Genomic DNA, 23,361 nt, shown 5'->3' on the forward strand with positions numbered 1-23,361 from the left:
GCGGATGCCGCCGGACGGAGCTTCTTCTTCCTCCAGTTTCTGGCTCTCGCCGGTGATGCCCTGTAGCAGGGCATCGACCTCGTCTTGCGACAGGATTTGCTGGTTCATCGTTCAGTCTCCACGCCTTGCGCAGCCTGCTCAGGCCGAGCGAGCGCTGCGGCGTCGGCCTGGCCCGCCCGCCGGCAAAGCCGTGCGCCCGGAGCACGCGACGCTTGCAGCGAGGGGGCCATGATTCACTGGATGATGAAGTTGGAGAAGTGCACGGCCACGATGGGGTTGTGCACGCGAGCGCGCGGGCGCCGCCCATTGCCTGCAGCGTCAGTGTTTTGCTCCTCCAGATCGATGCCCAGGGGCCGTACGGCCTCGCGCATGATTTCCATGGCGAGTTGCTCTTTGCCAGCGCGCTCGTGTAGTTCGGTCGAGGTCTTCTGCGACAGCAGCATCAGCACGTTGCTGCGGATCGCCGGCATGTAGGCTTTGAGCTGCTCGGCCACTTCCTTCGATTCGACCTCCAGCGTGACGCCCACTTGTGCATAGCGTTCGGCCGGCCGGTCGGCCAGGTTGACGGTGAAGGTGTCCAGAGGCAGGAAGGTCGGCGCGGCCGCCGAACCCTTCTTCGCCGGCTGTGAGGCGGCGGGCCGGCCGTCCAGGTCTTCTTCTTCGTCCTCGGCGGGGTTCTTCTTGAGCAGCATCACGGCGGCTACTGCGGCCAGGGCCAGCACCAGCACGCCGATGATGGCGAACAAGATGAGCTTTTTGCCCCCTTTGGCCGGGGCGGCGTCGGCGGCTGCGGCTGCAGACATGGTCGTGTCCTTCAACGGGGCGGCCGGGCCATGGGGCCAAGCCAGGGGATGTGGCTCCGATTATTCGGCTCGATGCGCGGCCCGAACCCGGAAATAGGGGCGGAAATCCGGGCCTGCCGTGAGGTTTTGCCGGTTCGGGCGTCGGGGTGTTCAGGCATAGAGATCCAGCCGGCCGGGCAGGGGCGCGGCGCGGGGCCGCAAGCCCGAGGCCGCATCGGCCGGCCTGTCATCGCCGCGATGGGGGCCCGGCCCGTGCCTGAGGTCGTCGGCTTGGCGGCGCGGCATCGCATCGCGGGACACGCCGCCGCCGGTCAGCGTCAGGCCGGCTTCGTGCAGTGCGGCCGCCAGATGGGAGAAGCTGGCTTCCAAGGCCGCTCGGGTGGCGCTGGCACTGGCCGTGAATTCCACGTGGGCCTGCTGGCCCGAGACTGCGATGTGTACGTTCACGGGGCCCATGTCGGCGGGGTTGAGGTGGAGCTGGGCTTCCTGGACACCCTGACGGGTGAGGACGGTGATGTGCTGGGCCAGGGCGTCTGGGAAGTCGGGGTCGTGCACGGGCGTGGCCAGCGTGGTTCCGGGCGCGGGGGCTGCCGCAGTGCTTGCGCCGCCCGCCGCGGGGACCGGGGGCGCCGAGCCGGCCAGCCAGGGCACTGGGCTGGCTCCGGGGGCTTCTGCACTGTGCAGGCCCTGGGGCGCGGGGGCGGCCATGAGCGTGGCGTCGAGCTCCGACGGCGGAGTCTGCGCCACGAGCAGTGCTGCATCGGTGTCGCCGGCTGGCGCCACGGCGGGGCTGTCGATCGGTGGCTCGGACATGGGTTCGAGCAGCCCGGAGGTCGGCGTGCGCGTGCCGGCCTTGGCGTCTTGGTCCGGGGCCGCCAAGGCCAATCCGTCTTTGCGGTCGAGGGCTGCGGTGGCATCTGCCGCCACGGCGGGCGCTTCGGGTGTCATCCACCACCAGGGTGCGGGCAGCTCGCCGCCGGCGGCCGCAGGGGTGGGCTCGTCGCGCTCGGGTTCGTCCTGAGTGGTTGAGGGTGCGCTGGCGGGGCGACCGTCCGAGGCCCTGTCGGGGCGTTCTGGGGCAGGGTCGGATGAGCTTTGCCGGGCCTCGTGAGGCGGGGGGGCAGGCCGGGCGTTCGGACCATGGTGGGTGGACGCAGGAAGGGGGCGCGAGGCCGGGGCGCTAGGCTGGGCACGCTGCAGCCAGTGGCCGAAGTCGGCCGCGGCGTCGGCGCGGGTGCTGCCGTTGCGGGCGGGCGGCGTGGCGCCGACGCTTGCCGCGGCGGGGGCGAAGGGCAGGGCGGTGACGGTCATGGGCGGCCTCTCAGGCCAGGGCGAGGTCGCCGGGGGTGGCGGGGCGGCGGGACCAGGCCACGCGCGAGGCTTGTTCGTCGGTGAGCTTTTGTTCCTGGCGTTGGGCGGCCAGGGTCAGTTCGTCTTGGCGGCGCTCGATCAGCTTTCGGATGGACGCGGCGCGTGTCTCACGCTCGCGCAGCACCTGCAGCGCCTGGTCGAGGTGGTGTTGCAGGCGTTGCACGGCTGCATCTTGCTGGGCGCCGGCTTGGTCGAGGCGGGACATGAAGTCCTGGTAGCACTGGATGATCGGCGCCGAGCCCTCGACACGGAACCGGTCCCCCCAGCGCCGCTGGTAATCGCGCCGGTAGTCATCGAGCTGGCGGGCCTGTGAGCAGGCGGCGTTCACCTGGTGCTGCAGCCGCACCACGGTCCGGCGGGCCTGTTCGCAGTCTTTCTCGGCCACTTCGAGGGCCAGGGTCAAAGGGTGGAGGCTGGGGTGCATGGCGGGTTCTGTGCAGTAAGAGGGCAATCAGCGAGGAGGAAGGCAGTCCATCATCCGGCGCACGCTGTCGGCCAGAGAGGCGCGCTCGTGCATGTCCTGTTGCAGCAGCGAGCGGATGGCCGGCCAGGCTTGGACGGCGGCGTCGAGCTCGGCGTCCTGGCCGGGCACGTAGGCGCCCAGTTGCAGCAGATCGCGGCTGCGGTTGTAGCGGGCGAGCATCTGGCGCAAGCGGCGTGCGGCCTCGAGGTGGTCGGCCGTCGCGACGTTGTGCATCACACGCGAGGCGGACTTCTCCACGTCGATGGCGGGGTAGTGGCCGGACTCGGCCAGCTCGCGCGTGAGGACGATGTGCCCGTCGAGGATGGCCCGGGCGGCGTCGGCGATCGGGTCTTGCTGATCGTCACCCTCGCTGAGCACGGTGTAGAAGGCCGTGATCGAGCCCATGCCGTTGAGCCCGTTGCCGCTGCGCTCCACGAGCTGCGGCAGCTTGGCGAAGCAGCTGGGGGGGTAGCCCTTGGTGGCCGGGGGTTCGCCGATGGCCAGGGCGATCTCGCGTTGAGCCATGGCGTAGCGGGTGAGCGAGTCCATCAGCAGCAGGACGTGCTGGCCGCGGTCGCGGAAGTGTTCGGCGATCGCGGTGGCATAGGTGGCGCCTTGCATGCGCATCAGCGGCGGCGCATCGGCCGGGGCGGCCACCACGACCGAGCGGGCCAGCCCCTCCTCGCCGAGGATGTCCTCGATGAACTCTTTGACCTCGCGGCCGCGCTCGCCGATCAGGCCCACGACGATGACGTCGGCTCGGGTGTAGCGCGCCATCATGCCCAGCAACACGGACTTGCCGACGCCGGAGCCGGCGAACAGGCCGATGCGCTGGCCGCGGCCTACGGTCAGCAGGGCGTTGATGGCGCGCACGCCGGTGTCCAGCGGCTCGCGCACGGGGTCGCGGTCCATTGCGTTGATGGGGCGACGCACGAGGGGTTCGTTGTGTACCTGGGTGACCGGCCCTTTGCGGTCCATCGGCCGGCCATGAGGGTCGATCACACGGCCGAGCAGTCCGTCGCCCATGGGCAGGTGCAGGCTGCGGTCCTCGGTGCGGCGCCAAGGGTGACTGACCTGCCCAAGCCTCGGTGGCGTGATCGGGCTGCTCAGCGGCACGACACGGGCCCCGCTGGCCAGCCCGTGGACTTCGCCCGTGGGCATCAGGTAGGCGCGATCGCCAGCGAAGCCCACCACCTCGGCCTGCACCGGGGGCTGGCCGTCCATGCGAACCTCGCAGACCGAGCCCACGGGCACTCGGATGCCAGCGGCTTCGAGCACGAGGCCGGCCACCTTGACCAGGGTGCCCTGGGCCTCCAGGCCCAGCGGCGCGGCCGCGAAGGCCCGCAGGTCCTCAAGGTACTGATGCCAGGCCGCGAGTTTGACGGCCGCAGGGTCCAGGCCGCTCATGGGGTGTCCTCTGTCGTCGATGCCGTTTCGCTATCGGCCTGCCAGGCGCTGTCGTGGCCCAGGGCAGCGGCGGCGCGACGCCAGCGGGTCTCGATACTGGCGTCGATGAGGCCAATGTCCGATTCGACGATGCATCCGCCGCGGCTTACTTCGGGGTCGCTCACCAGCCGTGCGCCACGGCTGTCCAGGTCGAGCTGCCCTTGTTGGGTGAGGAGTTGGTGGTCGTCGGGGTGCAGGCGCACACGGATGTGGCGGGCCGAGTGCACCAGGGCATTGAGGGCTTCCTGGGCGACGGCTTCGATCAGGGCCGGCCGGGTGCTCAGCTCGCTGCGCACCGCCTGGCGGGCAATCTCCATGGCCACCTTCGACAGGCCCTGGGCGAGCTGTTGTTCCATCGCGTCGAGCTGGGCCCGGAAGGCTGCTGCCACGGCAGCCACCTGGGCGGTGACCTGGGCGGCATAGCTCTGCTTGAAGCCGTCGAGTGCCACCAGCCCGTCGCGGTAGCCGTCCTTGTAGCCGGCCTGCCGGGCTTCGGCGATTTGGGCCTGCAGCTGCGCTTCGCGTTCTTCGGACGTGGGCTGGGGGGCCGGTGCCGGCGGCATGCCCGGCGACGGCGCGGTGGCCGACTCATTGGAGAAGGAGTCCGGGCTCCATGCGGAGAAGGAATGGAGCTCCTCGCGCGGAATGAAGCGGCTGTACAGCGGTGTTGCCATGGGCGTTCGCGGCCGGTTCAAACGAAGCCGTCATCGCCGCCAAGGGACAACACGATCTGTCCTTCGTCGGCCAGGCGGCGCACGATCTTGAGCAGTTCCTTCTGCTCGGCCTCGACCTCGGACAGGCGCACGGGCCCGCGCGACTCCAGATCCTCGCGCAGCGTCTCGGCGGCGCGTGAGGACATGTTGCTGAAGATCTTCTCGCGCAGCTCCGGCGTGGCGCCCTTGAGGGCGATGATGAGCGACTCGGTCTGCACCTCCTTGAGCAGGGTCTGGATGCCCCGGTCGTCGATCTTCATCAGATCGTCGAACGTGAACATGTTGTCCATGATTTTCTGCGCCAGATCGGGATCGGCCTGACGGATGTAGTCGAGCATCGGGCCTTCGATGGCCGAGCCCATCATGTTGATGATCTCGGCGGCCGTCTTGACGCCCCCCAGCGAGGCCTTGCGCAGCTTGTCCCCGCCGGCCAGCACCTTGGACAGCACTTCGTTGAGGTCTTTCAGCGCCGAGGGCTGAATACCATCGAGCGTGGCGATACGGATCATCACTTCGTGTCGCTGGCGCTCGGCGAAGTGGCGCAGCACCTCGGCAGACTGCTCGAACTCCAGGTGCACCAGGATGGCGGCGATGATCTGGGGGTGTTCGTTGCGAAGCAGTTCGGCCACCGATCCCGGGTCCATCCACTTCAGGCTCTCGATCCCGGAGACGTCGCCGCCTTGCAAGATGCGGTCGATCAGCAGGTTGGCCTTGTCCTCGCCCAGGGCCTTGCGCAGCACCGACTTGACGTATTCGTCGGTGTCGTTGACCAGCATGCTCTGGTCCGAAGCGTCGGCGGTGAAGCGATCAAGCACCGATTCCACTCGCTCGCGCGGGATCACCTTCATCTTGGCGATGGTCTCGCCCAGGCGCTGCACCTCTTTCGGGGTGAGGTGCTTGAAGACCTCGGCGGCCTCTTCTTCGCCCAGCGACATGAGGAGAATGGCCGAGTCTTGCAGTCCGTCTTCGTCCATGGTGTCTTTCGGTGAAGTGGCAGGCCGTGCCGACCGCTCAGGCGGCGGCCTCCTTGGAGACCCAGCTGCGCACGATGTTGGCCACGGCCGCGGGGTTGTCTCGTGCGAGCTGGCGCGCCGCCTCGAGCTTGTTGTTGTTCAGCGGGGCGGCCAGCAGCGGCACGCCGGGGGCTTCGTCGCCGTTGCCGCCGGCCAGCGGCGGGAGCATCTCCGGACCGTCGATCACGGCATCCACCTTGGCAGCCGGGGCCTCAGGGGTCATCGCAGCCTTGAGCGCGGGGCGTACCACGCCGAGCACGAGCAGCAGCGCCACCAGGCTCAGGGCCCCCGGCACGACGAACTGTCGCACCAGATCCAGCACCTCGGGCTGTTGCCACAGCGGCCGTTCGGCAGGCTCCTCGGGCTTGCTCACCTGGAAGGGGGCGTTGATCACCTGCAAGGAGTCGCCGCGGTCGGCCGAAAACCCCATGGACTCCCGCACCAAGTTCGTGAGCTTTTGGAGTTCCTCCTCGCTCAGCGGCACCTGGGTCGTGCGGCCGCGGGCGTCGGTCTGGGTGCGGTGGTTCACGACCACTGCGGCACTCAGGCGCTTGATCGTGCCGGTGGCATTGCGCGTGACGCGCACGGTCTTGTCCACCTCGTAGTTCGTCACCGCCTCGCGGCGCACCTGGGCGTTGCCGGCACCACCGGCATTGGCGGCTTGCAGCGCCTGGGCGGGGCCGTTGATCGGGGCCTGGGCTGGGACCGGTGGTTGGTTGGTGGCCGCACCAGGCACGCCGGTGGGGGGGGCTGCCTCGGTCTGGGTGGATTCCAGGTGCTGCATGCTGCGAACGGCCGCCGGCTCGCCACCTTGGTTCGGGCGAAACTGCTCGGAGGTCGATTCGCTTTGCGAAAAGTCCACCTCGGCGGTGACCTGGGCCCGCAGGTTGTCGCGGCCGACCACCGGCTCGAGGATGTCGGTGATGCGACGCGTCAGCGTGGCCTCGATCTGCGCAACGTACTGGAGCTGGTTGGCATCGAGGCCTTGGGTCTTGCCTTCGGGCGACTCGGTCAACAGGTTGCCGTTCTGGTCCACGATGGAGACGGCTTTCGGAGCGAGATCGGGCACGCTGCTGGAGACCAGGTGCACGATGCCGGCAATCTGTGCGCGGTCCAGGCTGCGTCCCGGATGCAGATGCACGAGCACCGAGGCCGAGGGTTTCTGCTGCTCGCGGAAGAAGCCGTTCTGGTTGGGCAGGGCCAGATGAACCCTGGCGCTGCTCACGGCAGCCAAAGCTTCGATGGAGCGGGTCAGCTCGCCTTCGAGGCCACGCTGGAAGGTCAGGCGCTCCTGAAACTGCGTGATGCCGAAGCGGGCGTTGTCCATCAGCTCGAACCCCACGGTCGAACCCTTGGGCAACCCGGCCGAGGCCAGGCGCAGCCGCACATCGTGCACGCGGTCGGCCGGCACCAAGATGGCGGCTCCGCCGTCGGCGTGTTGGTATGGCACGTTCATCTGCGACAGCTGCGCGATGATCGCGCCACCGTCCTTGTCTGACAGGTTGGCGTAGAGCACCTTGTACTGCGGCTTCACGGACCACAGCGACAGCGCCACCACGATGGCCACCAGGCCAGCCAGGCCGGCGGCCAGCAACAGCTTGCGCGGGGTCGGCAACGCGTTGATGCGCTGGACGAACCCAGCGGAGGCCGGTGGGGCAGCCAGGGCGGGCGGCAGGTTCTGAGGCAGGGCGACGGCGTTGTCCATCGTGCGGGTTCCCGAGGTTCTGGGCAGGCCCCGGGGCGCCAGGCGCTGGCCTGCGATCCCCAGGGTGTCGTTGGGGACCGATTATTCGGAGGGGAAGGCTCGCCCAAGGGCGAAAGAGGGCAACAAACGGCAGTCAGTTCGACGCATCGTGCGGACCCGGCACGCCTACCATCGGCTGATCGGCATGAAGGGCTCGCACTTGAGCCCTCCATGCAGGAGATGGCATCATGGACGTCCGACTCAAGCCTTTCAACTTCCAGCAAGCCCTGGCCAAAAGCGGCATGGCGCTGCCCTCGGATGCCGTGCGGCCGGGCCGTACGGAGTCGGGGCCTGCTGCCGTGGGCTTCTCGCAGGCCCTGAGCCAGGCCCTCAAAACGGTGAGCGCCACCCAGTTGCAGGCCTCGGAGATGCAGCGGCAGGTTCAACTGGGCAACCCCACGGTGTCCCTGGAGGAGACCATGGTCACGATGCAGAAGGCCCAGATCGGATTCCAGGCCACCCTGCAGGTGCGCAACCGGCTGGTGCAGGCCTACACCGACATCATGAACATGTCGGTGTGAGGCCCCGTACCGCGAGAGGGCGGGCCGGGTGCGCGCTCAGAACCCGAGGCTGGCCAGCAGGTCGTCGACCTGTTCCTGGTTGGTGACGACGTCGGTACGCCCTTCGGGGTTGACCACGGGCCCGTTCAGGAAGGTCTGTTCCACCTTGTGCACCTGGTCGGGCGGGGCGGTCTGCAGCAGCAGCTTGACGAGCTGGTCCTCGATGTCGGCGGCCAGCTTCACCACGCGGGCCACCACCTGGCCGGTGAGGTCGTGGAAGTCCTGGGCCATCATGATGTCGGTGAGGTGCTGGTCGATGCGCGCCGAGCGTGCTTCGACATCGCTGACGAAGTTCATCACGCTGCCGCTGGCCACTGCGCGGACCGGATCGGCGACGATGGCCTGGGCGATGCGCCGGGTCTCCGAGGCGATCTGGTCATGCTCGGCCTTGGCCTGGTCGACCAGGTTGAGCACCTTCTCGGCGGCCTCGCCGGTCTTGGTGGCGATGTAGTTCAGGCGGCTGCGGGCATCGGGCAGGCTGTCGGTGATCTCGCCCAGCTTGGGCATGAAGCCGAGCTGCGCCAGCGTGTCGTGCAGGTTGCGCGTCATCTCGCCGATGCGCTGATACACCTCGGGCGAGGTGGTCAGAGGCGGGGTGCTGCCATGGGGGCTGAGGGTGTCGCTCATGGCCTGGCCTCACTTGCCCAGTTTTTGGAGAATCTTCAGCACCTTTTCCTCCAGCGTGGCCTTGGTGAAGGGCTTGACGATGTAGCCGGCCGCGCCGTCTTGCGCCGCCCGCACGATGTCCTCCTTGCGGGCCTCGGCCGTGACCATCAGCACCGGCAGGTGCTTGAGCTTGTCGTCCTTCTTGATGGCCGACAGCAGCTCGAAGCCATTCATGTTGGGCATGTTGATGTCGCTGACCACGAAGTCGAAATGGCCGTTCTGAAGCATCTGCAGGGCCACGGCGCCGTCCTCCGCTTCCTCGGCATTGTTGTAGCCAATCTCCTTCAGCAGGCCCCGCACGATGCGGCGCATGGTGGAGAAGTCATCGACGATGAGGAATTTCAGGTCGGTGGCGGTACTCATGGGGAGTGTCCTCGCAGGGAAAACAGGGGTTCGCAGGCTTATCGGCCGGGCGCCGGAAAACTGAAGCTCTGTGCAGCCGATGCCGGTGCGACGGCCTCTTGCACCTGCGGGGCCGTGCCGGCCTCGACGTCACCGCCGCGTTCGAAGCGCTCCTGGGCGTCCTTGTTCATCACGATGATGCTGATGCGCCGGTTGATCGGGTTGAGCGGGTTGTCCTTGTCCAGCAGCGAACTGGACGCCAGACCCAGCACACGCACCACCTGGCCTTCCCGCAGGCCGCCGGCCACGAGTTCGCGCCGCGAGGCGTTGGCCCGGTCGGCCGAGAGCTCCCAGTTGCTGTAGCCCCGCTCGCCGCTGGTGTAAGGTGCGGCGTCGGTATGACCGGCCAGCGTCACCTTGTTGTCCACCTCCGACAGCACCTTGCCGATCTCGCGCAGGATCGCGCGCATGTAGTCTTTCACCAGGGCGCTGCCGGAATCGAACATCGGGCGGTTTTGCTCATCGACGATTTGGATGCGTAGTCCATCTTGCGTGATGTCCAGGCGGATCTGCGAGCGGAACTGCACCAGCAGCGGGTTGTTCGTGACGGACTGCTCGATGCGTTGCTTCAATCTCTCCAGGCTGGCCGCCTCGGCGCGGGCGAGCTGCTCCTTCAGGGCTTGCAGGTTGATCGTCTTGCGCTCGGCTTCGATGTCGCCCTGTCGAACCTGGCCGGTGGTGCGCGTGAGGTCGGTGCCGCCCCCCTTGATGACGTGAGAGGCGTCGCCTGCGCCACTGCCCCCGCTGAGCAGGGCGATCTTCAGGGGCGAGGTGAAATAGTCGGCAATGCCCTTGCGGTCGCCTTCGGTGGTCGAGCCCAGCAGCCACATCAGCAGGAAGAAGGCCATCATCGCCGTGACGAAGTCGGCGTAGGCGATCTTCCAGGCGCCGCCGTGATGTCCGTGGCCACCCTTCTTGACCTTTTTGATGATGATGGGCTGGAGCTTCTTGGAGTCGCCGGCCATGATGCGTCCTGGTCAGGCCTTCTTGCCCTTGACGTGGCCTTCCAGCTCCGAGAAGCTGGGACGTTCGGTGGAATACAGCACTTTGCGGCCGAACTCCACGGCGATTTGCGGCGCGTAACCCTGCATGCTGGCCAGCAAGGTCGTCTTGATGCACTGCAGCTCCTTGGTGGCTTCGTCGTTCTTCTGCTCCAGCAGGCCAGCCAGGGGTTCCACGATGGCATAGGCCAGCAAGATGCCCAGGAAGGTGCCCACCAGTGCCGAGCCGATCATCGCGCCCAGCACGGCCGGCGGCTGACCCACGGATCCCATCGTATTGACGACGCCCAGCACGGCCGCCACGATGCCGAAGGCCGGCAGGCCACCAGCGACCCGCTGGATGGCAGCAGCAGGCGCATGGGCTTCGTGATGGTGGGTCTCGATTTCGCTATCCATCAGTGACTCGATTTCATGCGCGTTCAGGTTGCCTGAGACCATCATGCGAAGATAGTCCGTGATGAACTCCACGACGTGGTGATCACTGCCGACGGTCGCATACTTCTTGAATAGCGCAGACTCGTGGGGGGCTTCCACATCTTTCTCGATGGACATCAGCCCCTCTTTGCGGGCTTTTTGCAAAATGTCATAGAGCAAGGCCATGAGCTCCATGTACCGCGCCTTGGTGTATTTGGAGCCTTTGAGGAGCTTGGGAATGGCGCCAAAGGTGGCTTTCAAGACCTTGGGCTGGTTGTTGACGATGAAGGCACCGAATGCGCCGCCGCCAATGACCATGAGTTCGGTCGGCAATGCTTGAAGAATGACACCCATGTTGCCGCCATGGATGATGAAGCCGCCGAAGATGCAGCCCAGCGCCACGATGTAGCCGACGATGACGAACATGTTGCGGGTCTTTCCAGGTGGGTGAGGCGGCCTGACTCGAACCAGGGGCTCTGACCGTGTTCCGATGGGTTATCGGCCACAAGCTGCAGCACTTGAGAGCGCGTTGACCGTGAAAAAAAGCACGGGCTCTCGAGGAGCCCGTGGTCAAGGCGCCGCGCGGGCGCTCAGGAGGAGACGACTGAAAGTCTTGCCGCGTGGCCGGGATCAGTGCAACTGCAGGCCGCCGGACTTGCCCTTGCCGGCGCGCGCCGGCGGGTTGCACAAGCCGCACACGAAATGCTTGGCGATCTCATGGGGATGGGTGACGAAGTGGCCGCCGCACTTCGAGCACGGGGTCAGGGTCAGCATTCCGTTGTCGATGAACTTCACCAGGCGCCAAGCGCGGGTGATGGACAGTTGTGGCTCCAGCCCCTGGGACTGGGTCTGCTCGAGATACAGACGGTAGGCCTTGATGACCACGTCGATCTCGTCGAGCTCGACGGCCTTGTTCAGGTATTCGTGGATGTTCAGGAACAGCGAGGCGTGGATGTTGGGCTGCCAGGTCATGAACCAGTCGGTCGAGAATGGAAGCTGGCCCTTGGACGGCGACTTGCCGGCCACCTCCTTGTACAGGCGCAGCAGCCGCTCGTAGGACAGGTCGGTCTCCGACTCGAGCACCTGCAGGCGGGCGCCCAGCTGGATCAGCGTGACCGCGCGTTCGATCTGCTTGGCTTCGGTGAGGATGCTCTTGGTACGCATGACGGGCTCCGTGGCTTTCGGTGGAAACGGCGGGCCGGGCCCGCTCAGGCGGCTTCCTGGTGGCGGCCGGCCATCAGAATGCTGGCGTGCAGGCGGGCGGTGGCGTCGTTGGCGGCCGTCTTGCCATGGTTGGTCAGCAGGCCCCAGACCAGGTCGTCGTCCATGCGGAAGCGGCACAGCAGCGTGTTGCCAGAGGCGATGCGCATGATCTGGGCCGGGCTCAGAGCGGCGATCAGCTCGGCGGTCTCCTCGGAGATGCCCAGGCGGAAGAGGGCTTCGGCACGATCGGCGCGGATCAGGTTCTGCGCCAGCATCAGGTAGGACAGGTTGGCTTCGCGGATCTCGGCGAGGATTTGTTCGGTTTGCGGGTTCATGGTCGGCTCCGTTCTTCAGTCTGTCGATGTGCGGGGTGTTCCCGGGCTTGCTTTCGCTGACTCCGTGGAACGCACTTTAGGCAGACCGGAAAAGAGCCGATATCAGAGCCTTTCTGTTCGGTGTGTCGAGGTTTTCCGAGGCTGTTGTCAGGCAAATTCTGACAAGGCGTTCATCTCAAGCTTGGGTCCAAGCGGCGGCCCAGTCGTCCAGTGCGGCCCCTTCGAGCATCCAGTGGGCCAGCACCTGTTCTCGTAAAGCGTCGCCGGCCCGGGCCGAAGCGTCCAGATCGTGAATGTGCATCCGGATGGCCTCCACCCAGTCCTTGAAGCGATTTTTCACGCGAGTGACCGGCAGACCGTCTTCGCTGTAGCAGCGCAAGTCACTGCACACCACGGGGTACCCGCACACGCCGTACTCGATCAGACGCAGGTTGCTCTTGCATTCGTTGAACAGGTTCTGCTCGAGCGGTGCCACAGCGAGGTCGAGATCGAGACTGGCGAGCTTGGCAGGGTACTTCTCGATCGTGACACCCGCATGCACCTCGTGAACGATGGGCAGTATCTCTGGCGGACACATGCCAAAGAAGACCCACTCGACCTCGTCGGCCAGTTCCTTGACCACGTCGACGATGAGCGACAGGTCTCCCGCATGTCCTGCGCCACCGGCCCAACCCACGCGTGGTTTGCGGCCTCGCCGGCGCTTCGATTGCAGTCCCGACCACCACGCACTGGGTAGTCGATTCTTGACGACCCGAATATCGGCGTGCAGGCCTTCAAACGCATCGGCGAGCGCGTGCGTGGAGACGACGAAGCGATCCACGTAGCCTAGGCCTTTGCGCAAGGATTTCAGGGCGTCTTTCGGAACGCCTTGACGGTATGCGCTCTTGAGCGGCAAGTTCGGCAGGTAGTCATCCAGCTCATAGACCTTGAACGCGCGCGAGAAGGCCTTCATTCGGCGCATGTCCTCGAGTCTTTGATCGCCGATTTGCCGCTGCAGCACGATGACGTCGGGGTCGAATCGGGCCAGTTCGGACGGCAACAAAGCCGTGTCCGTCAGCAAGCCGTCGATCCGGTGAGTTTCGCGCATGGCTTGGAAGGGCTGAATGACGCGATAGTGCCCGCAACCCCAGCGGTCGGCCATGTAGGCCAACACCACCGGATGGGGGCGCCACGACAGAGGACGCCACACCAGATCGGTGCGTGCTTCGAAAGCAAATCCCTTTCCGCTGAGCGAGAGATTGCGGTTGTAGGCAGGGTCGTTGGCCAGCTGCGGCATCCACTTGGCGTAGAACGCATCTTGCTCGCCGACGAATCGCGCGCGCTTGGCAGCTTCGGCGTGCGCATCGAGCTGCTTTTGGCTCACGCTCCCTTCGTGCATCACGAGCGCGTGCGGCGTCCAGACGTTGAGGTAGCCGGCCGCTCCGACTTTGAGGCACAGGTCCACGTCGTTGTAGGAAACCTTGAAGTCAGCCTCGTCCATGCCCCCCACGTCCTGGTAGAGTGATTTGCGAATCATCAGGCAAGCCGCAGTGACGGCGCTGTAGTTTTGGTCTACACGCAGCCGTTGCATGGTGCCGGGAGCGTCCATTGCTTCACCGATGAAGGGATGGTCCGCGGGACCGCGCAAACCGAGCACGACCCCCGCGTGCTGGACCGTGCCGTCCGGATACAGCAGTTTGGCTCCGACGATTCCGACTTCTGGACGCAAGGCATGGTTGAGCATGGCCTCCAGCCAGTCCGGCTGGATGATGGCGGTGTCATTGTTCAGCAGCACAAGGTAGTCGCCCCGAGCATGCTCGACCGCCAGGTTGTTCATGGCGGAAAAGTTGAACGGGTGGTCGTAACGAAGAACCCGCACGCGCTCGTTGCCCATGGACGCCACGCCCTCGAGCCAAGCCTTGGCTTCTTCGGTCCGGCTCTGGTTGTCGACGATGAGCAGCTCGTAATTCGGATAGGCAGTCTTTTCGATCAAGGACTCCACGCAGCGCTGCAGCAGCGGGAGCTGATCGCGCGTCGGAATGATGATGCTGACCAGTGGCCGATCCGCATGGCCATACTCGATGCGGTACTGACGGGGCAGGTGCTGGTGCACCTGGGCATGAACGTAACCCCGGCGGGTGAGATGCTTGAGCAAGGCCGCGTGTTCATCGGGCTGGTCTGTGGCCGAAGGGGGGGCGGTGATGAGCAGAGGTTCACTGACGTGGCCCAAGCCGTTCAACCCGCTACGTTCCATCAGGCGCAGCACGAGATCGAACTCCGCCGCGCTGCCTGCCTCGACATCGAATCCGCCAAGATCCAAGAACTGGTCCCGCCGGAAGCACCAGTGAGAGGCCATGGCGGCCGGAAAGCTCAGCAGCAGATCAAGGTTGAAGTCGGGTCGAAACGCTGCACCCAAGCTTCCATCGGGAGCCCGGTACAGCTCATCGCAGTACACGGCAAGACAATGATCGGCTCCGATCAGATCGAGCGCCAGGACGGTCAAGCCATTGGGGGTGAACACATCGCCCGCTCTGGCCGACAGAATCCATTGAGCGTCGCTGGATCGGGCCAGTTCGTTGAGCGCCGCAAGCTGGTGTGCTGTGGACGCTGTCTTCACCCACGGTTGACCGGGCAGATTCGATGTGTTCACCGCTGGGTCGGCCACCACGGCCACATCGACCCGCAGTCCCAGACGTCGGGCTTCTTGGAGGCTGCGTAGCGTTGCCTCCAGCCGTTCCTGGGCGCTGGCCTCAGCTTGTATCAGGATCGACATGCGCGGGCCGCCATCGTTGGCTTTCAGGCGCGAACGGATCTCGGACTCCTGTGCCGGAGTGAAACACCGGGCGCTGAGCCAATCCTCCAGACATGTCACGCCGTGGGTGTGGCCGTCCTGCACGATTTCATCTGGCAAGACGCTCGCATCCAAGCCACAACTGAATGCCAGAACGGGCATCAGTCGCTCGATGGCATGGGCCAGTGTGCCGTCTAGCTGGCCGGCTTCCGGTTCGAAATCGTCAAGTGCAAGATTGAGCTTTCGAAGTTCGGCCAGCACGCTTCCACGAACCCAGAACATGGTGCCCGCAGGGAAACGGTAGTCGCCGGCCTCGACGTCGAAGCCCAGGCGGGCCGCCAGGACTTTCAGTTGGGGCAGGTTGGCTCGGTAGCTCGGTGATCCATGCAGGCTCAGCAGCCAATCCCGCGGGGCATACAGGCCAGTCTGCGGATGCTGTTCGAAGTGATCGAGCAGTTGCGACACGCGACCCTGGGGCACAAGGCTGCGAATCAACGCGCGGCGCCATCGGTCTCCTTCTCCGGGCGACAAGTGGGGGGATCGTTTCGTGTGCAGTTTCAGTACGTAGTCGTACTGATCCAGGGGTTCGCTGCGCAGCAGTTCCACCAGTGGCCCGACGTCACGCCCCCGGTTCTCGAAGGCCACGACCTTCGCCGTGGGCAGATCTGTTTGCACGAGCTTGCGGGTCCACAAGAGCTTGTCGGCCGGCGTGGTGATGTAGAAGTCCGTGCCTTCGGGAAGCTCTGTCAGCGCTTGCGCGAAGTCGCCCCAATACTCCGGGTAGAAAACGTGGACGACCACCGCCAGGCGAGGCTTTCCCGAGATCGGCCTGTGGGCGAGGGGCGGATCCGCATCGATCCTGGGCTTTGGTCGAGGCGGCGCCTGGCGCTGAGCTTGCGTTGGGGGCGCGGTGTGCGACCTCACATGCAATGGCGCTCTGAAGTCCTTTGGTCGAGGCTGAGTCACTGTGACCGATGCTTGAAGTGCTGCCTCGTCATCCAGCCATCGACCGATATCGCAAGGCCGATTCAGCAACTGGCGGGTCACTTCGGCGCTGATTTCTGCAGTGTCGTTGGGTACGTCGGGTCCAGGGCAGGCGACGCTGCCCATGCGGTTGAGCGAGTGAAACACGCCCCGAAAGACCACCCGTTCCAGCGGGACGTCCTCTCCATCGACCCACTCTAGATCGATCAGGCGACCTCGACCCTGCGCGTCGATGAGGAAGTTGAAGGGGGTGGCATCCAGGTGGTCGGGCGGAAGTGTGTCGCCGCGAGCGGCCGCCATCAGGGTAGACATCAAGGGGCGGTACCAGGCGACCAGGTCTGCGATGCTCCAGCCTTCGCGATTCACGACGGCGAGCAATCCGTTGAACAGGCTTTCCCCTTCGGCCAGTGGTTCTTCATGCGGAAAGTGCATGCCCGCGCTCGGGTGTTGTGCATGAAGCAGACGTCGCCGCACCACCACCGATTGATCGCGCGACAACAGCGCGACTTCCTTGCGGTACACCTTGCGTCGACCGTCGGAATACACGAAGGCCAGATCTCGCGCATCGCTTCTTGCGGATGCGCCGGACACGCCAGCCACGACGAGGAAGGAGTTGGCCAGTTCCCCGAGCAGCCCGTTGTCTGCGAGTGCCAGCAACGCTGCGTTCTCCGAGAACGTTCGCATGTAAGGTTTGTCTTGGTTCGGCGCGTGGCAGCTCGACACCAGGTTGCGCAGCGCTGCGCGGGGCAGTCGTAAGGACTGTTCCGTCAACACGAGGCTGGGCAGCTTGTAATCGGGGTAGGGATAGTAGAAGTCAGTGCGGCCGAACCCCGCCTCATGCAGGAGGTTTTCCAGTTCGTGTCGTCCGAACGTCACCGGGGTGCGCGGCCCGTACAAGCCATGAACACCGTAGAACGGCACTCCTAGATGATCCTCCGGAGCACCGGCCAGGTACTTCAGACCAAGCTTGTTTTCGATGGCAACGATCAAGAGGCCATCTTTCTTCAGGAAGCTGCGAGCCAGCGCCAGCGCCGTGGCCACGGGATCGGAGCCCGAGAGAAAGGCACGGCTGTACTCCAAGACGCCGATGAGCGTGACGACGTCGTAGAGCCGGTCGGGTTGAAACGCTTGAAAATTGTCGTTGATCACGGCTACGTTGGGAAGGTCGCGACAACGCAGGGCAGTGATGGTGGCCCGTCTGGGGCTGCCTTCCACGCAGGTCAGGTCGCAGCCCAGCTCGCCGAGGTAGCGGCTGATGGCACCGCACCCCGATCCCAACTCCAAGACCCGCTTGCCGCGGATCAACGACTCGATGGGGCGCAGCAAATTGGCGCGTGCAGCACTGAGGTGATAGCGCGTGGGCCAGTCGCTGATCCTGCGCATCAGTTCGTCTGAGCCGCAGCTCAGGTCGGCACTGGAAGCGATGATGTGATGAATCGCAACCTCGACCGCATCGCCGTCGTTGTATCGAAACGGCGGCGCATCGGCGCGCCTGAGCACTCCCGAGGCGTCATCCACCACGTAGGGTGAGTGACCGTTGGCGGGCTGACGTTGGGTTGTCGAAGGGGATGACATGACCGAAGCTCCTGGCCATTGGGGCCTTTCCGATTCGAATGTAGCGGGCTTCTCAGGGTCGGCAAGCAAGAAGATGGCAAGGCTTTGGTGGTCAGTTGTGCCGGCGACGCGCTTGCGGCCTCAACTGCGCCCTCGGGGCGTCGATAAAGTGACGAAGGGTCCGCCTGCTGCCGATCAATTGCGTGAGGAAGTTCCTTCTTCTCGTGGTTGACAAAGTCCTAAAGTTGTCACGCAACCCTGTCGATAACTGGACTAACGGGCCCGAGCGATCGGCAACCCGTGGTCCGGGGAACAGCCGGCCGATGGTTCGACGAGGAATGCCTTCCTTCGCTCGCATCTGAGGATGACTGCCGCCGGACGCAGCCAGCGAAAGCTGGCAAGGCTGCGCAGCCGCAAGGCTGCCGCGGCTGAGGCAAAGCCGGCGTCCATGCCGGGAGTCATCGACTTTGAAGGAGAACCGAAATCATGGCTATGTCCGTCAACACCAACGTCGTTTCGCTCAATGCGCAACGCAATCTTTCCTCTACGGCTTCGTCGCTTGCGACATCGATGCAGCGTTTGTCCTCGGGCTTGCGCGTCAACAGCGCCAAGGATGACGCAGCCGGTCTGGCGATCGCCGAGCGCATGGGCGCTCAGGTGCGCGGCATGAACGTTGCCATTCGCAATGCCAACGACGGCATCTCCCTGGCTCAGACCGCCGAAGGGGCGTTGTCCAAGATGGGTGACATGCTGCAGCGCATGCGAGAGCTGGCCGTGCAGTCGCGCAACGCCACGAACAGCGCTGGCGACCGCGACAACCTCCAGAAGGAGTTTTCGCAGCTGCAAAGCGAGATCAGCCGGGTGATCAAGTCGTCGAGCTTCAACGGCAAAGCCCTGTTCGATCAGAACGGCAGCGGGTACGAGGCCACGCTGTCGTTCCAAGTAGGTGCCAACACCACGGCCAACGATCGCATCGATGTGAGCTCGACCAACCTGTCGGGCACCGCCGTCGAAGGCGGCACGATCACCAGCGCGTCTACGGCGGCTACCGTGATGGCTACGGTGACCACCACCGCCTCGGCCTCGGGTGGCAGCGGTATTGCCATCGGCGGGTGGACCACCACGCCGGCCAACGTGGGCCAGGAGATCGACGAAGCGATCAACGTGATCGACCGCGCGCTCAACGTCGTCAATGATCAGCGAGCCACCTTCGGTGCGGTGCAAAACCGCTTCGAGGCGGTGATCCAGACCTTGCAGGTCAGTGTCGAGAACCAGAGCGCTTCGCGAGGTCGCATCATGGACGCCGACTTTGCGGCAGAGACGGCGAACCTTTCGCGGGCGCAGATTCTGCAGCAAGCCGGCACGGCGATGGTCTCGCAGGCCAATCAGTTGCCCCAGCAGGTTCTGTCGCTGCTGCGCTGAGCGACGCAAGTCGCTTTGGCAAGGAGCCCGGCCCTGGCCGGGCTTTTGCCATGAGCGTCCCAAATCTGGGGGGCAAAAGCCCCGCTATTTGCCGCCTGGCCCGTTGCGGCACTCTCCCACAATCAGGCTGACCGAATTGGTGGAGCCGGCGCTCGAAGCCGGAGTCAGTCTTGATTCTTGAAGGAGAGCTGCCATGCCTCAGACCATCAACACCAACGTCGTTTCGCTCAACGCGCAACGCAATCTCAATGCGTCCCAGTCATCGCTGGCCACTGCGATGCAGCGCTTGTCCTCTGGCGTGAGGGTCAATAGTGCGAAGGATGATGCAGCCGGTTTGGCAATCGCCGAGCGCATGAACACCCAGATCAAGGGCATGAACGTGGCGATTCGCAACGCCAACGACGGCATCTCGCTGGCTCAGACGGCCGAAGGGGCTCTCGGAAAAATGGGTGACATGCTGCAGCGCATGCGGGAGCTGGCCGTTCAGTCGCGCAACGCCACCAACAGCGTTGGAGACCGGGCGAATCTTCAAAAGGAGTTTGCCCAACTTCAAGAAGAGATTCGGCGAACGATGCTCTCCTCGCGGTTCAATGGCAAGGCGCTGTTCAACAGCGCGGACGCGACGTTCGAGTCGACGTTGACGTTCCAAGTGGGGGCCAACACCACAGCGAATGATCGCATCGATGTGAGCTCGGTCAACTTGTCCGGCACAGCCGTCGAAGGCAGCACGATCACCAGCGCTTCGCCTGCCGACACCGTCATGTCCACGGTGACCGCCACGGCGACCGCCTCTGGCAGCACGGGCATTGCCATTGGCGGGTGGGCGACTGCGCCCGCGGACCCGGGCGCTGAAATCGATGAAGCCATCAATGTGATCGACCGCGCTTTGGATGTGGTCAATGACCAGCGGGCCACCTTTGGCGCGGCGCAGAATCGCTTTGAAGGCGTGATCGCCAACCTGCAGACCGCGTCGGAGAACCAGGCGGCGGCTCGCGGGCGCATCATGGACGCTGATTTCGCTGCAGAAACGGCCGAGTTGTCCCGAGCGCAGATCCTGCAGCAAGCTGGCATGTCGATGGTGGCCCAGGCCAACCAGTTGCCCCAGCAGGTGCTTTCCTTGCTGCAACGTTAAAAATGCACTCAAGCGACCGCGTTCATGGGCCGAAAATCTGTCGAGCGCCATCAGGCGCTCGATGCGCCGGCTGTGTCGGCTCTTGACTCGGAAGTGTCTGTTTCATGGCTACGATCTCGTCCCCGGGTGTTGGAAGCGGGCTGGATGTGCAAACCATCGTCTCGCAGCTCGTGGCGCTCGAGCGGCGACCGATCGATTTGCTCAAGCAACAGGCATCTCGCCTGTCGACCCAGCTTTCTTCGTTCGGGCTGCTGCAAAGTTATGTCGGCAACCTGCAATCGGCCGCCGAGCAGCTCACGCGTTCGGGCTTGTGGCGTCAAAACGTTGCGAGCTCATCGGATGCGGCCTCGGTGGGGGTGACGGTCTCGGAGTCGGCGTCTGCTGGAAGCTACAGCGTCGAGGTCTTGCAACTGGCGAGAGCTCAGTCTCTGGCCTCATCGGCCTACGCTGACGAATCGGCAGTTCTGGGGGAAGGTACGCTGACGTTCACGCGCGCAGACGGGTCCACCGCTTCAGTGACGATTGGGCCGGAGGACACCACCTTGGCCGGCGTGCGAGACAGGATCAATGCGTCCGATGTGGGGGTGAGAGCGTCTATCGTGCGCGATGCATCCGGCGCAAGGTTGGCCTTGACCAGTACATCCAGCGGTGTGGATGCAGCGGTGACTCGCATCGATGTGGTCGGCGATGTGGGCTTGCAGGCACTGGCTTTCGAGCAAGGTGTGCCGGGCACTGTGACCGAGACGATGACTGCGCGCAATGCGCAGGTGCTGATCAACGGGTTGAGCATCGAGTCAGGCTCGAACGTCTTGAGCAATGTGATCGACGGCTTGACATTGACGCTTTCTCGCACCACGGCCTCACCCGTGCAGGTCAGTGTGTCGGCCGATGATGAAGCGGTGCGCAAAAGCGTGGGAGACTTCGTCAACGCCTTCAACGACCTGGCACGTTTTCTGGCCAAGGAGACTGCTTACGACGAAGCCACGAAGAAGGCGGGGTCTTTGCAGGCCGATCGCACTGCCGTGGGTTTGATCAATCGGCTGCGCTCGCTGGTAACGCAGTCGTCGTCGGCATCTTCGGTGTTTGGAACGCTGTCCAGTATGGGCGTCGAGCTGCAGCGAGACGGAACTCTGAGGCTGAACGGCACGCGCTTGACGCAGGCGTTGACGCAACGCGGGGAGCTAGAGCAAGCGTTGCGACGCTCCGCCGATCCGACCCCAGAGCACGAGGGATTCGCCCAACGTTTTCTATCGTTTGCCAACTCGATCGTCGGCACCAGCGGCTCTCTGACCGCAAGAACCGATGGATTGAGGGCTTCGATTCGCCGCAATGAACAACAACAGGCGCAATACGAGGACCGGGTGGCTTTGGTGCAGCAGCGCCTGCTCGCACAGTACCAGGCGCTTGACGTCAGTCTCGGCCGGCTCAACGGCTTGAGCAACTATGTGACGCAACAGATGAATGCGATCAACAACTGGAACAAGGCGAAGTAGTCACCCAGGGTCTTTGCTTGGCGGATGGATCTTCGTGTAGGGGCCCGAGTTGGGCCCTTTCGATTTCCTGGGGCGCTTGGCACGAGAGTTCGTTGCAGACTCAAGCCGCGTCTCGTCGCGCCGATAAGCATGCACAAGCCTTTATCTTTTTGCGAGCAATGACCATGTTTGCACCCTTCCGAAGCCAAGCCACCGCGTACGGACACGTCCAAGTCGAAACGGGGGTGGCAGCTGCCGATCCGCACAAGCTGGTGGAGATGCTGTACGACGGCGCTTTGGATGCGATGGCCCGAGCCCGGGGGGCGCTGGCCCGCGGCGATGTCGAAGCCAAGGGTGCGGCGATCGGTCAGGCCGTTCGTATCATCGAAGAGGGCTTGCGCAGCGCTCTGAACAAGAAGGACGGGGGCGCAGTGGCCGAGTCGCTCGACATGCTGTACCTTTACCTGACCACTCGGCTGACCTACGCCAACTTGCACAATGACGACGCCGCCCTGCAAGAATGCGTCAGGCTGCTCGCGCCGGTGAGGGATGCCTGGGTGACCATGAAGTCCTCTTTGAAGTCTCTGTGAAAGGGTGGATGGCCAGATGCTGACCGATACCGCCAAGGATCAACGCCCCTCACCGGAGCTCGGCATGGACGATGATGCCCTGCTGGATTGTTACGAAGCCATCGAAAAGGCCAGTCAAGAAATGCTGGAGGCGGCGCGCAGCGGAGACTGGGATCGGGTCGTGCATCTGGAAGGTGCGTGCGCTATCTTGATTTCACGCTTGAAGCAAGTCGCGGCGGGTCGCCAACTCGGCCCAGAGCAGGCCCGCGCCAAGCACCGCGTGATGATGCGCATCCTGCGTAACGACGCGCAGATCCGCCATCTTGCCGAGCCTTGGCTGGACGAATTGGATCGACTCCTGGCCACATCGCCGCGTACACTGCATTGAGCGCGTCGGCATCCGGGCGACCGGGTGTCGCGATCGCGCCACGGGAGGTTGCCATGGAAACCATGCCCATGCCCCTGTCGCCCGAGGAGCCCGAGGAGCGCTCGGCCCTGGACGATTTCCGCATCACCGAACCCTTCGAAATCCTGTCCTTGCTGCGCCAGATGCAGGAGCAGAAATCGCTGCTCACCATCGCCACGCCGCGGGGGGCGAGTTTCGTCACCACCATTTTCGAAGTCAACAAGGCCAAGGGGGTGGTGCGCTTTGCGGTCGAGGCCCACGAGCCCCAGCTCGAGCGGGTGCTCGACTCCGACGAGGTGGTGGCGGTGGGCTACCTGGACAGCGTGAAGATCCAGTTCGACCTGGACGGCCTGGTGCATGTCCACGCAGGTGCGGGTCAAAGCGCACTCAATGGGCGGCTGCCGCGCGAGGTGTTTCGCTTCCAGCGACGTGCGAGCTATCGGGTGCGTCCGCTGTCGAAGGTTGGCCCTTCGTTGCGGTTGCGCCATCCGGCCCTGGAAGATGTGTGGCTGGACCTGCGCATCCTCGATGTCAGCATCGGCGGTCTGGCTGTCTTGGTGCCCGAGGGCACGCCCTTGCTGGAGCCGGGCACGTTCATCAGCCAGTCGCTGATCGAGTTGGATGACGACACCCGCTTCAATGCGAGTCTGCGGGTGGCGCACATCACCGCCTTGAACGACACGGCCCAGGGGGTGCGCATGGGCTGCGAGATGGAGGGCATGAGCGGCGAGTCGTTGCGGGCCCTGCAACGCTTCATCGACCAGACCCAGAAGCAACGCCGCCTGCTGGCCCTGGACCGGCCCTGAGGCACGGCGCCCGCTCGTTTCGCGGGCATGAACTGAACTGGCGGGATTTGCGCCGTTATTCCGGCTCAAGTCCTCAGCCGGGCTTTCCACAATGGCGATGACGCAATCCGCC

Annotated in this window: 21 protein-coding genes and 1 pseudogene; 7 read left to right on the plus strand and 15 right to left on the minus strand. The window is 64.7% G+C overall.

The genetic code is table 11. The features are described 5' to 3' along the window. From fliM to fliF, 8 genes and pseudogenes are all read right to left on the minus strand, one after another. Positions 1-108, minus strand: a pseudogene (fliM, locus tag ACK4ZD_RS02255) (flagellar motor switch protein FliM); the annotation flags it as partial. 125 nt (positions 109-233) lie between these two features. After that, positions 234-803, minus strand: a complete 570-nt coding sequence (gene fliL, locus ACK4ZD_RS02260; protein ID WP_409658192.1) for a flagellar basal body-associated protein FliL — start codon at positions 801-803, stop codon at positions 234-236. A gap of 150 nt (positions 804-953) precedes the next feature. Further along, entirely contained in the window at positions 954-2,114 is a 1,161-nt protein-coding gene (locus ACK4ZD_RS02265; protein ID WP_409658195.1) for a flagellar hook-length control protein FliK, read from the minus strand. Between the two features lie 10 nt (positions 2,115-2,124). After that, entirely contained in the window at positions 2,125-2,598 is a 474-nt protein-coding gene (gene fliJ, locus ACK4ZD_RS02270; RefSeq protein WP_409658198.1) for a flagellar export protein FliJ, read from the minus strand. Positions 2,599-2,625: 27 nt separating this feature from the next. Beyond that, positions 2,626-4,044 (minus strand): flagellar protein export ATPase FliI, encoded by a 1,419-nt coding sequence (fliI, locus tag ACK4ZD_RS02275; RefSeq protein ID WP_409658201.1) that lies wholly within the window; start codon positions 4,042-4,044, stop codon positions 2,626-2,628. Continuing rightward, positions 4,041-4,757 carry a FliH/SctL family protein gene (locus ACK4ZD_RS02280; RefSeq protein ID WP_409658204.1) on the minus strand — a complete coding sequence of 239 codons (717 nt, stop codon included), beginning with the start codon at positions 4,755-4,757 and terminating at the stop codon, positions 4,041-4,043. Before ACK4ZD_RS02280 ends, fliI begins: the two co-directional genes overlap by 4 nt. 17 nt (positions 4,758-4,774) lie before the next feature. Next, positions 4,775-5,770: a flagellar motor switch protein FliG gene (gene fliG / locus ACK4ZD_RS02285; protein WP_409658207.1), complete on the minus strand. Its 996-nt coding sequence runs from the start codon at positions 5,768-5,770 to the stop codon at positions 4,775-4,777. Between the two features lie 37 nt (positions 5,771-5,807). Next, positions 5,808-7,514, minus strand: coding sequence for a flagellar basal-body MS-ring/collar protein FliF (gene fliF, locus ACK4ZD_RS02290; protein WP_409658210.1), 1,707 nt, complete (start codon positions 7,512-7,514; stop codon positions 5,808-5,810). 227 nt (positions 7,515-7,741) lie between these two features. Here fliF and fliE point away from each other — a divergent pair, with 227 nt between their 5' ends. After that, positions 7,742-8,074 carry a flagellar hook-basal body complex protein FliE gene (fliE, locus tag ACK4ZD_RS02295; RefSeq protein ID WP_409658213.1) on the plus strand — a complete coding sequence of 111 codons (333 nt, stop codon included), beginning with the start codon at positions 7,742-7,744 and terminating at the stop codon, positions 8,072-8,074. A 36-nt stretch (positions 8,075-8,110) separates the two neighbouring features. Here fliE and ACK4ZD_RS02300 read toward each other — a convergent pair whose 3' ends face one another. The 7 genes from ACK4ZD_RS02300 to ACK4ZD_RS02330 form a co-directional block, all read right to left on the minus strand. Next, a complete protein-coding gene (locus tag ACK4ZD_RS02300; RefSeq protein WP_409658216.1) occupies positions 8,111-8,740 on the minus strand; it encodes a protein phosphatase CheZ in 630 nt (209 codons plus the stop codon). Between the two features lie 9 nt (positions 8,741-8,749). Continuing rightward, positions 8,750-9,142, minus strand: coding sequence for a chemotaxis response regulator CheY (gene cheY / locus ACK4ZD_RS02305; protein ID WP_409658219.1), 393 nt, complete (start codon positions 9,140-9,142; stop codon positions 8,750-8,752). Positions 9,143-9,180: 38 nt separating this feature from the next. Then, the gene (gene motB / locus ACK4ZD_RS02310; protein WP_409658222.1) at positions 9,181-10,146 is read right to left on the minus strand and encodes a flagellar motor protein MotB; all 966 of its coding nucleotides are present in this window, start codon (positions 10,144-10,146) and stop codon (positions 9,181-9,183) included. A 12-nt stretch (positions 10,147-10,158) separates the two neighbouring features. Next, positions 10,159-11,022 (minus strand): flagellar motor stator protein MotA, encoded by an 864-nt coding sequence (gene motA, locus ACK4ZD_RS02315; protein WP_409658224.1) that lies wholly within the window; start codon positions 11,020-11,022, stop codon positions 10,159-10,161. A gap of 204 nt (positions 11,023-11,226) precedes the next feature. After that, positions 11,227-11,760, minus strand: coding sequence for a flagellar transcriptional regulator FlhC (gene flhC, locus ACK4ZD_RS02320; protein ID WP_409658227.1), 534 nt, complete (start codon positions 11,758-11,760; stop codon positions 11,227-11,229). Between the two features lie 44 nt (positions 11,761-11,804). Continuing rightward, complete coding sequence (gene flhD, locus ACK4ZD_RS02325) at positions 11,805-12,134, minus strand: flagellar transcriptional regulator FlhD (protein ID WP_409658229.1); 330 nt, start codon at positions 12,132-12,134, stop codon at positions 11,805-11,807. Between the two features lie 175 nt (positions 12,135-12,309). Then, positions 12,310-17,463, minus strand: a complete 5,154-nt coding sequence (locus ACK4ZD_RS02330) for a rhamnan synthesis F family protein (RefSeq protein WP_409658232.1) — start codon at positions 17,461-17,463, stop codon at positions 12,310-12,312. 465 nt (positions 17,464-17,928) lie between these two features. Between ACK4ZD_RS02330 and ACK4ZD_RS02335 the strand changes: the two genes are divergently transcribed. The 6 genes from ACK4ZD_RS02335 (at position 17,929) to ACK4ZD_RS02360 (ending at position 23,249) form a co-directional block, all read left to right on the plus strand. Next, positions 17,929-18,864: a flagellin gene (locus ACK4ZD_RS02335; protein ID WP_409658235.1), complete on the plus strand. Its 936-nt coding sequence runs from the start codon at positions 17,929-17,931 to the stop codon at positions 18,862-18,864. A 193-nt stretch (positions 18,865-19,057) separates the two neighbouring features. Next, complete coding sequence (locus ACK4ZD_RS02340) at positions 19,058-19,996, plus strand: flagellin (RefSeq protein ID WP_409658238.1); 939 nt, start codon at positions 19,058-19,060, stop codon at positions 19,994-19,996. A gap of 104 nt (positions 19,997-20,100) precedes the next feature. After that, entirely contained in the window at positions 20,101-21,489 is a 1,389-nt protein-coding gene (gene fliD / locus ACK4ZD_RS02345; protein WP_409658241.1) for a flagellar filament capping protein FliD, read from the plus strand. 164 nt (positions 21,490-21,653) lie between these two features. After that, complete coding sequence (gene fliS / locus ACK4ZD_RS02350; RefSeq protein WP_409658243.1) at positions 21,654-22,058, plus strand: flagellar export chaperone FliS; 405 nt, start codon at positions 21,654-21,656, stop codon at positions 22,056-22,058. Between the two features lie 64 nt (positions 22,059-22,122). Further along, positions 22,123-22,425 (plus strand): flagellar protein FliT, encoded by a 303-nt coding sequence (locus tag ACK4ZD_RS02355; protein WP_409658455.1) that lies wholly within the window; start codon positions 22,123-22,125, stop codon positions 22,423-22,425. Between the two features lie 53 nt (positions 22,426-22,478). Next, on the plus strand, positions 22,479-23,249 hold the full coding sequence (locus ACK4ZD_RS02360) for a flagellar brake protein (protein WP_409658246.1): 771 nt from the start codon (positions 22,479-22,481) through the stop codon (positions 23,247-23,249). The last annotated feature ends 112 nt before the right edge of the window (positions 23,250-23,361 follow it).

The organism is Caldimonas sp. (assembly GCF_046291045.1).
In the GTDB taxonomy this organism is placed as follows: Bacteria; Pseudomonadota; Gammaproteobacteria; order Burkholderiales; family Burkholderiaceae_C; genus Caldimonas.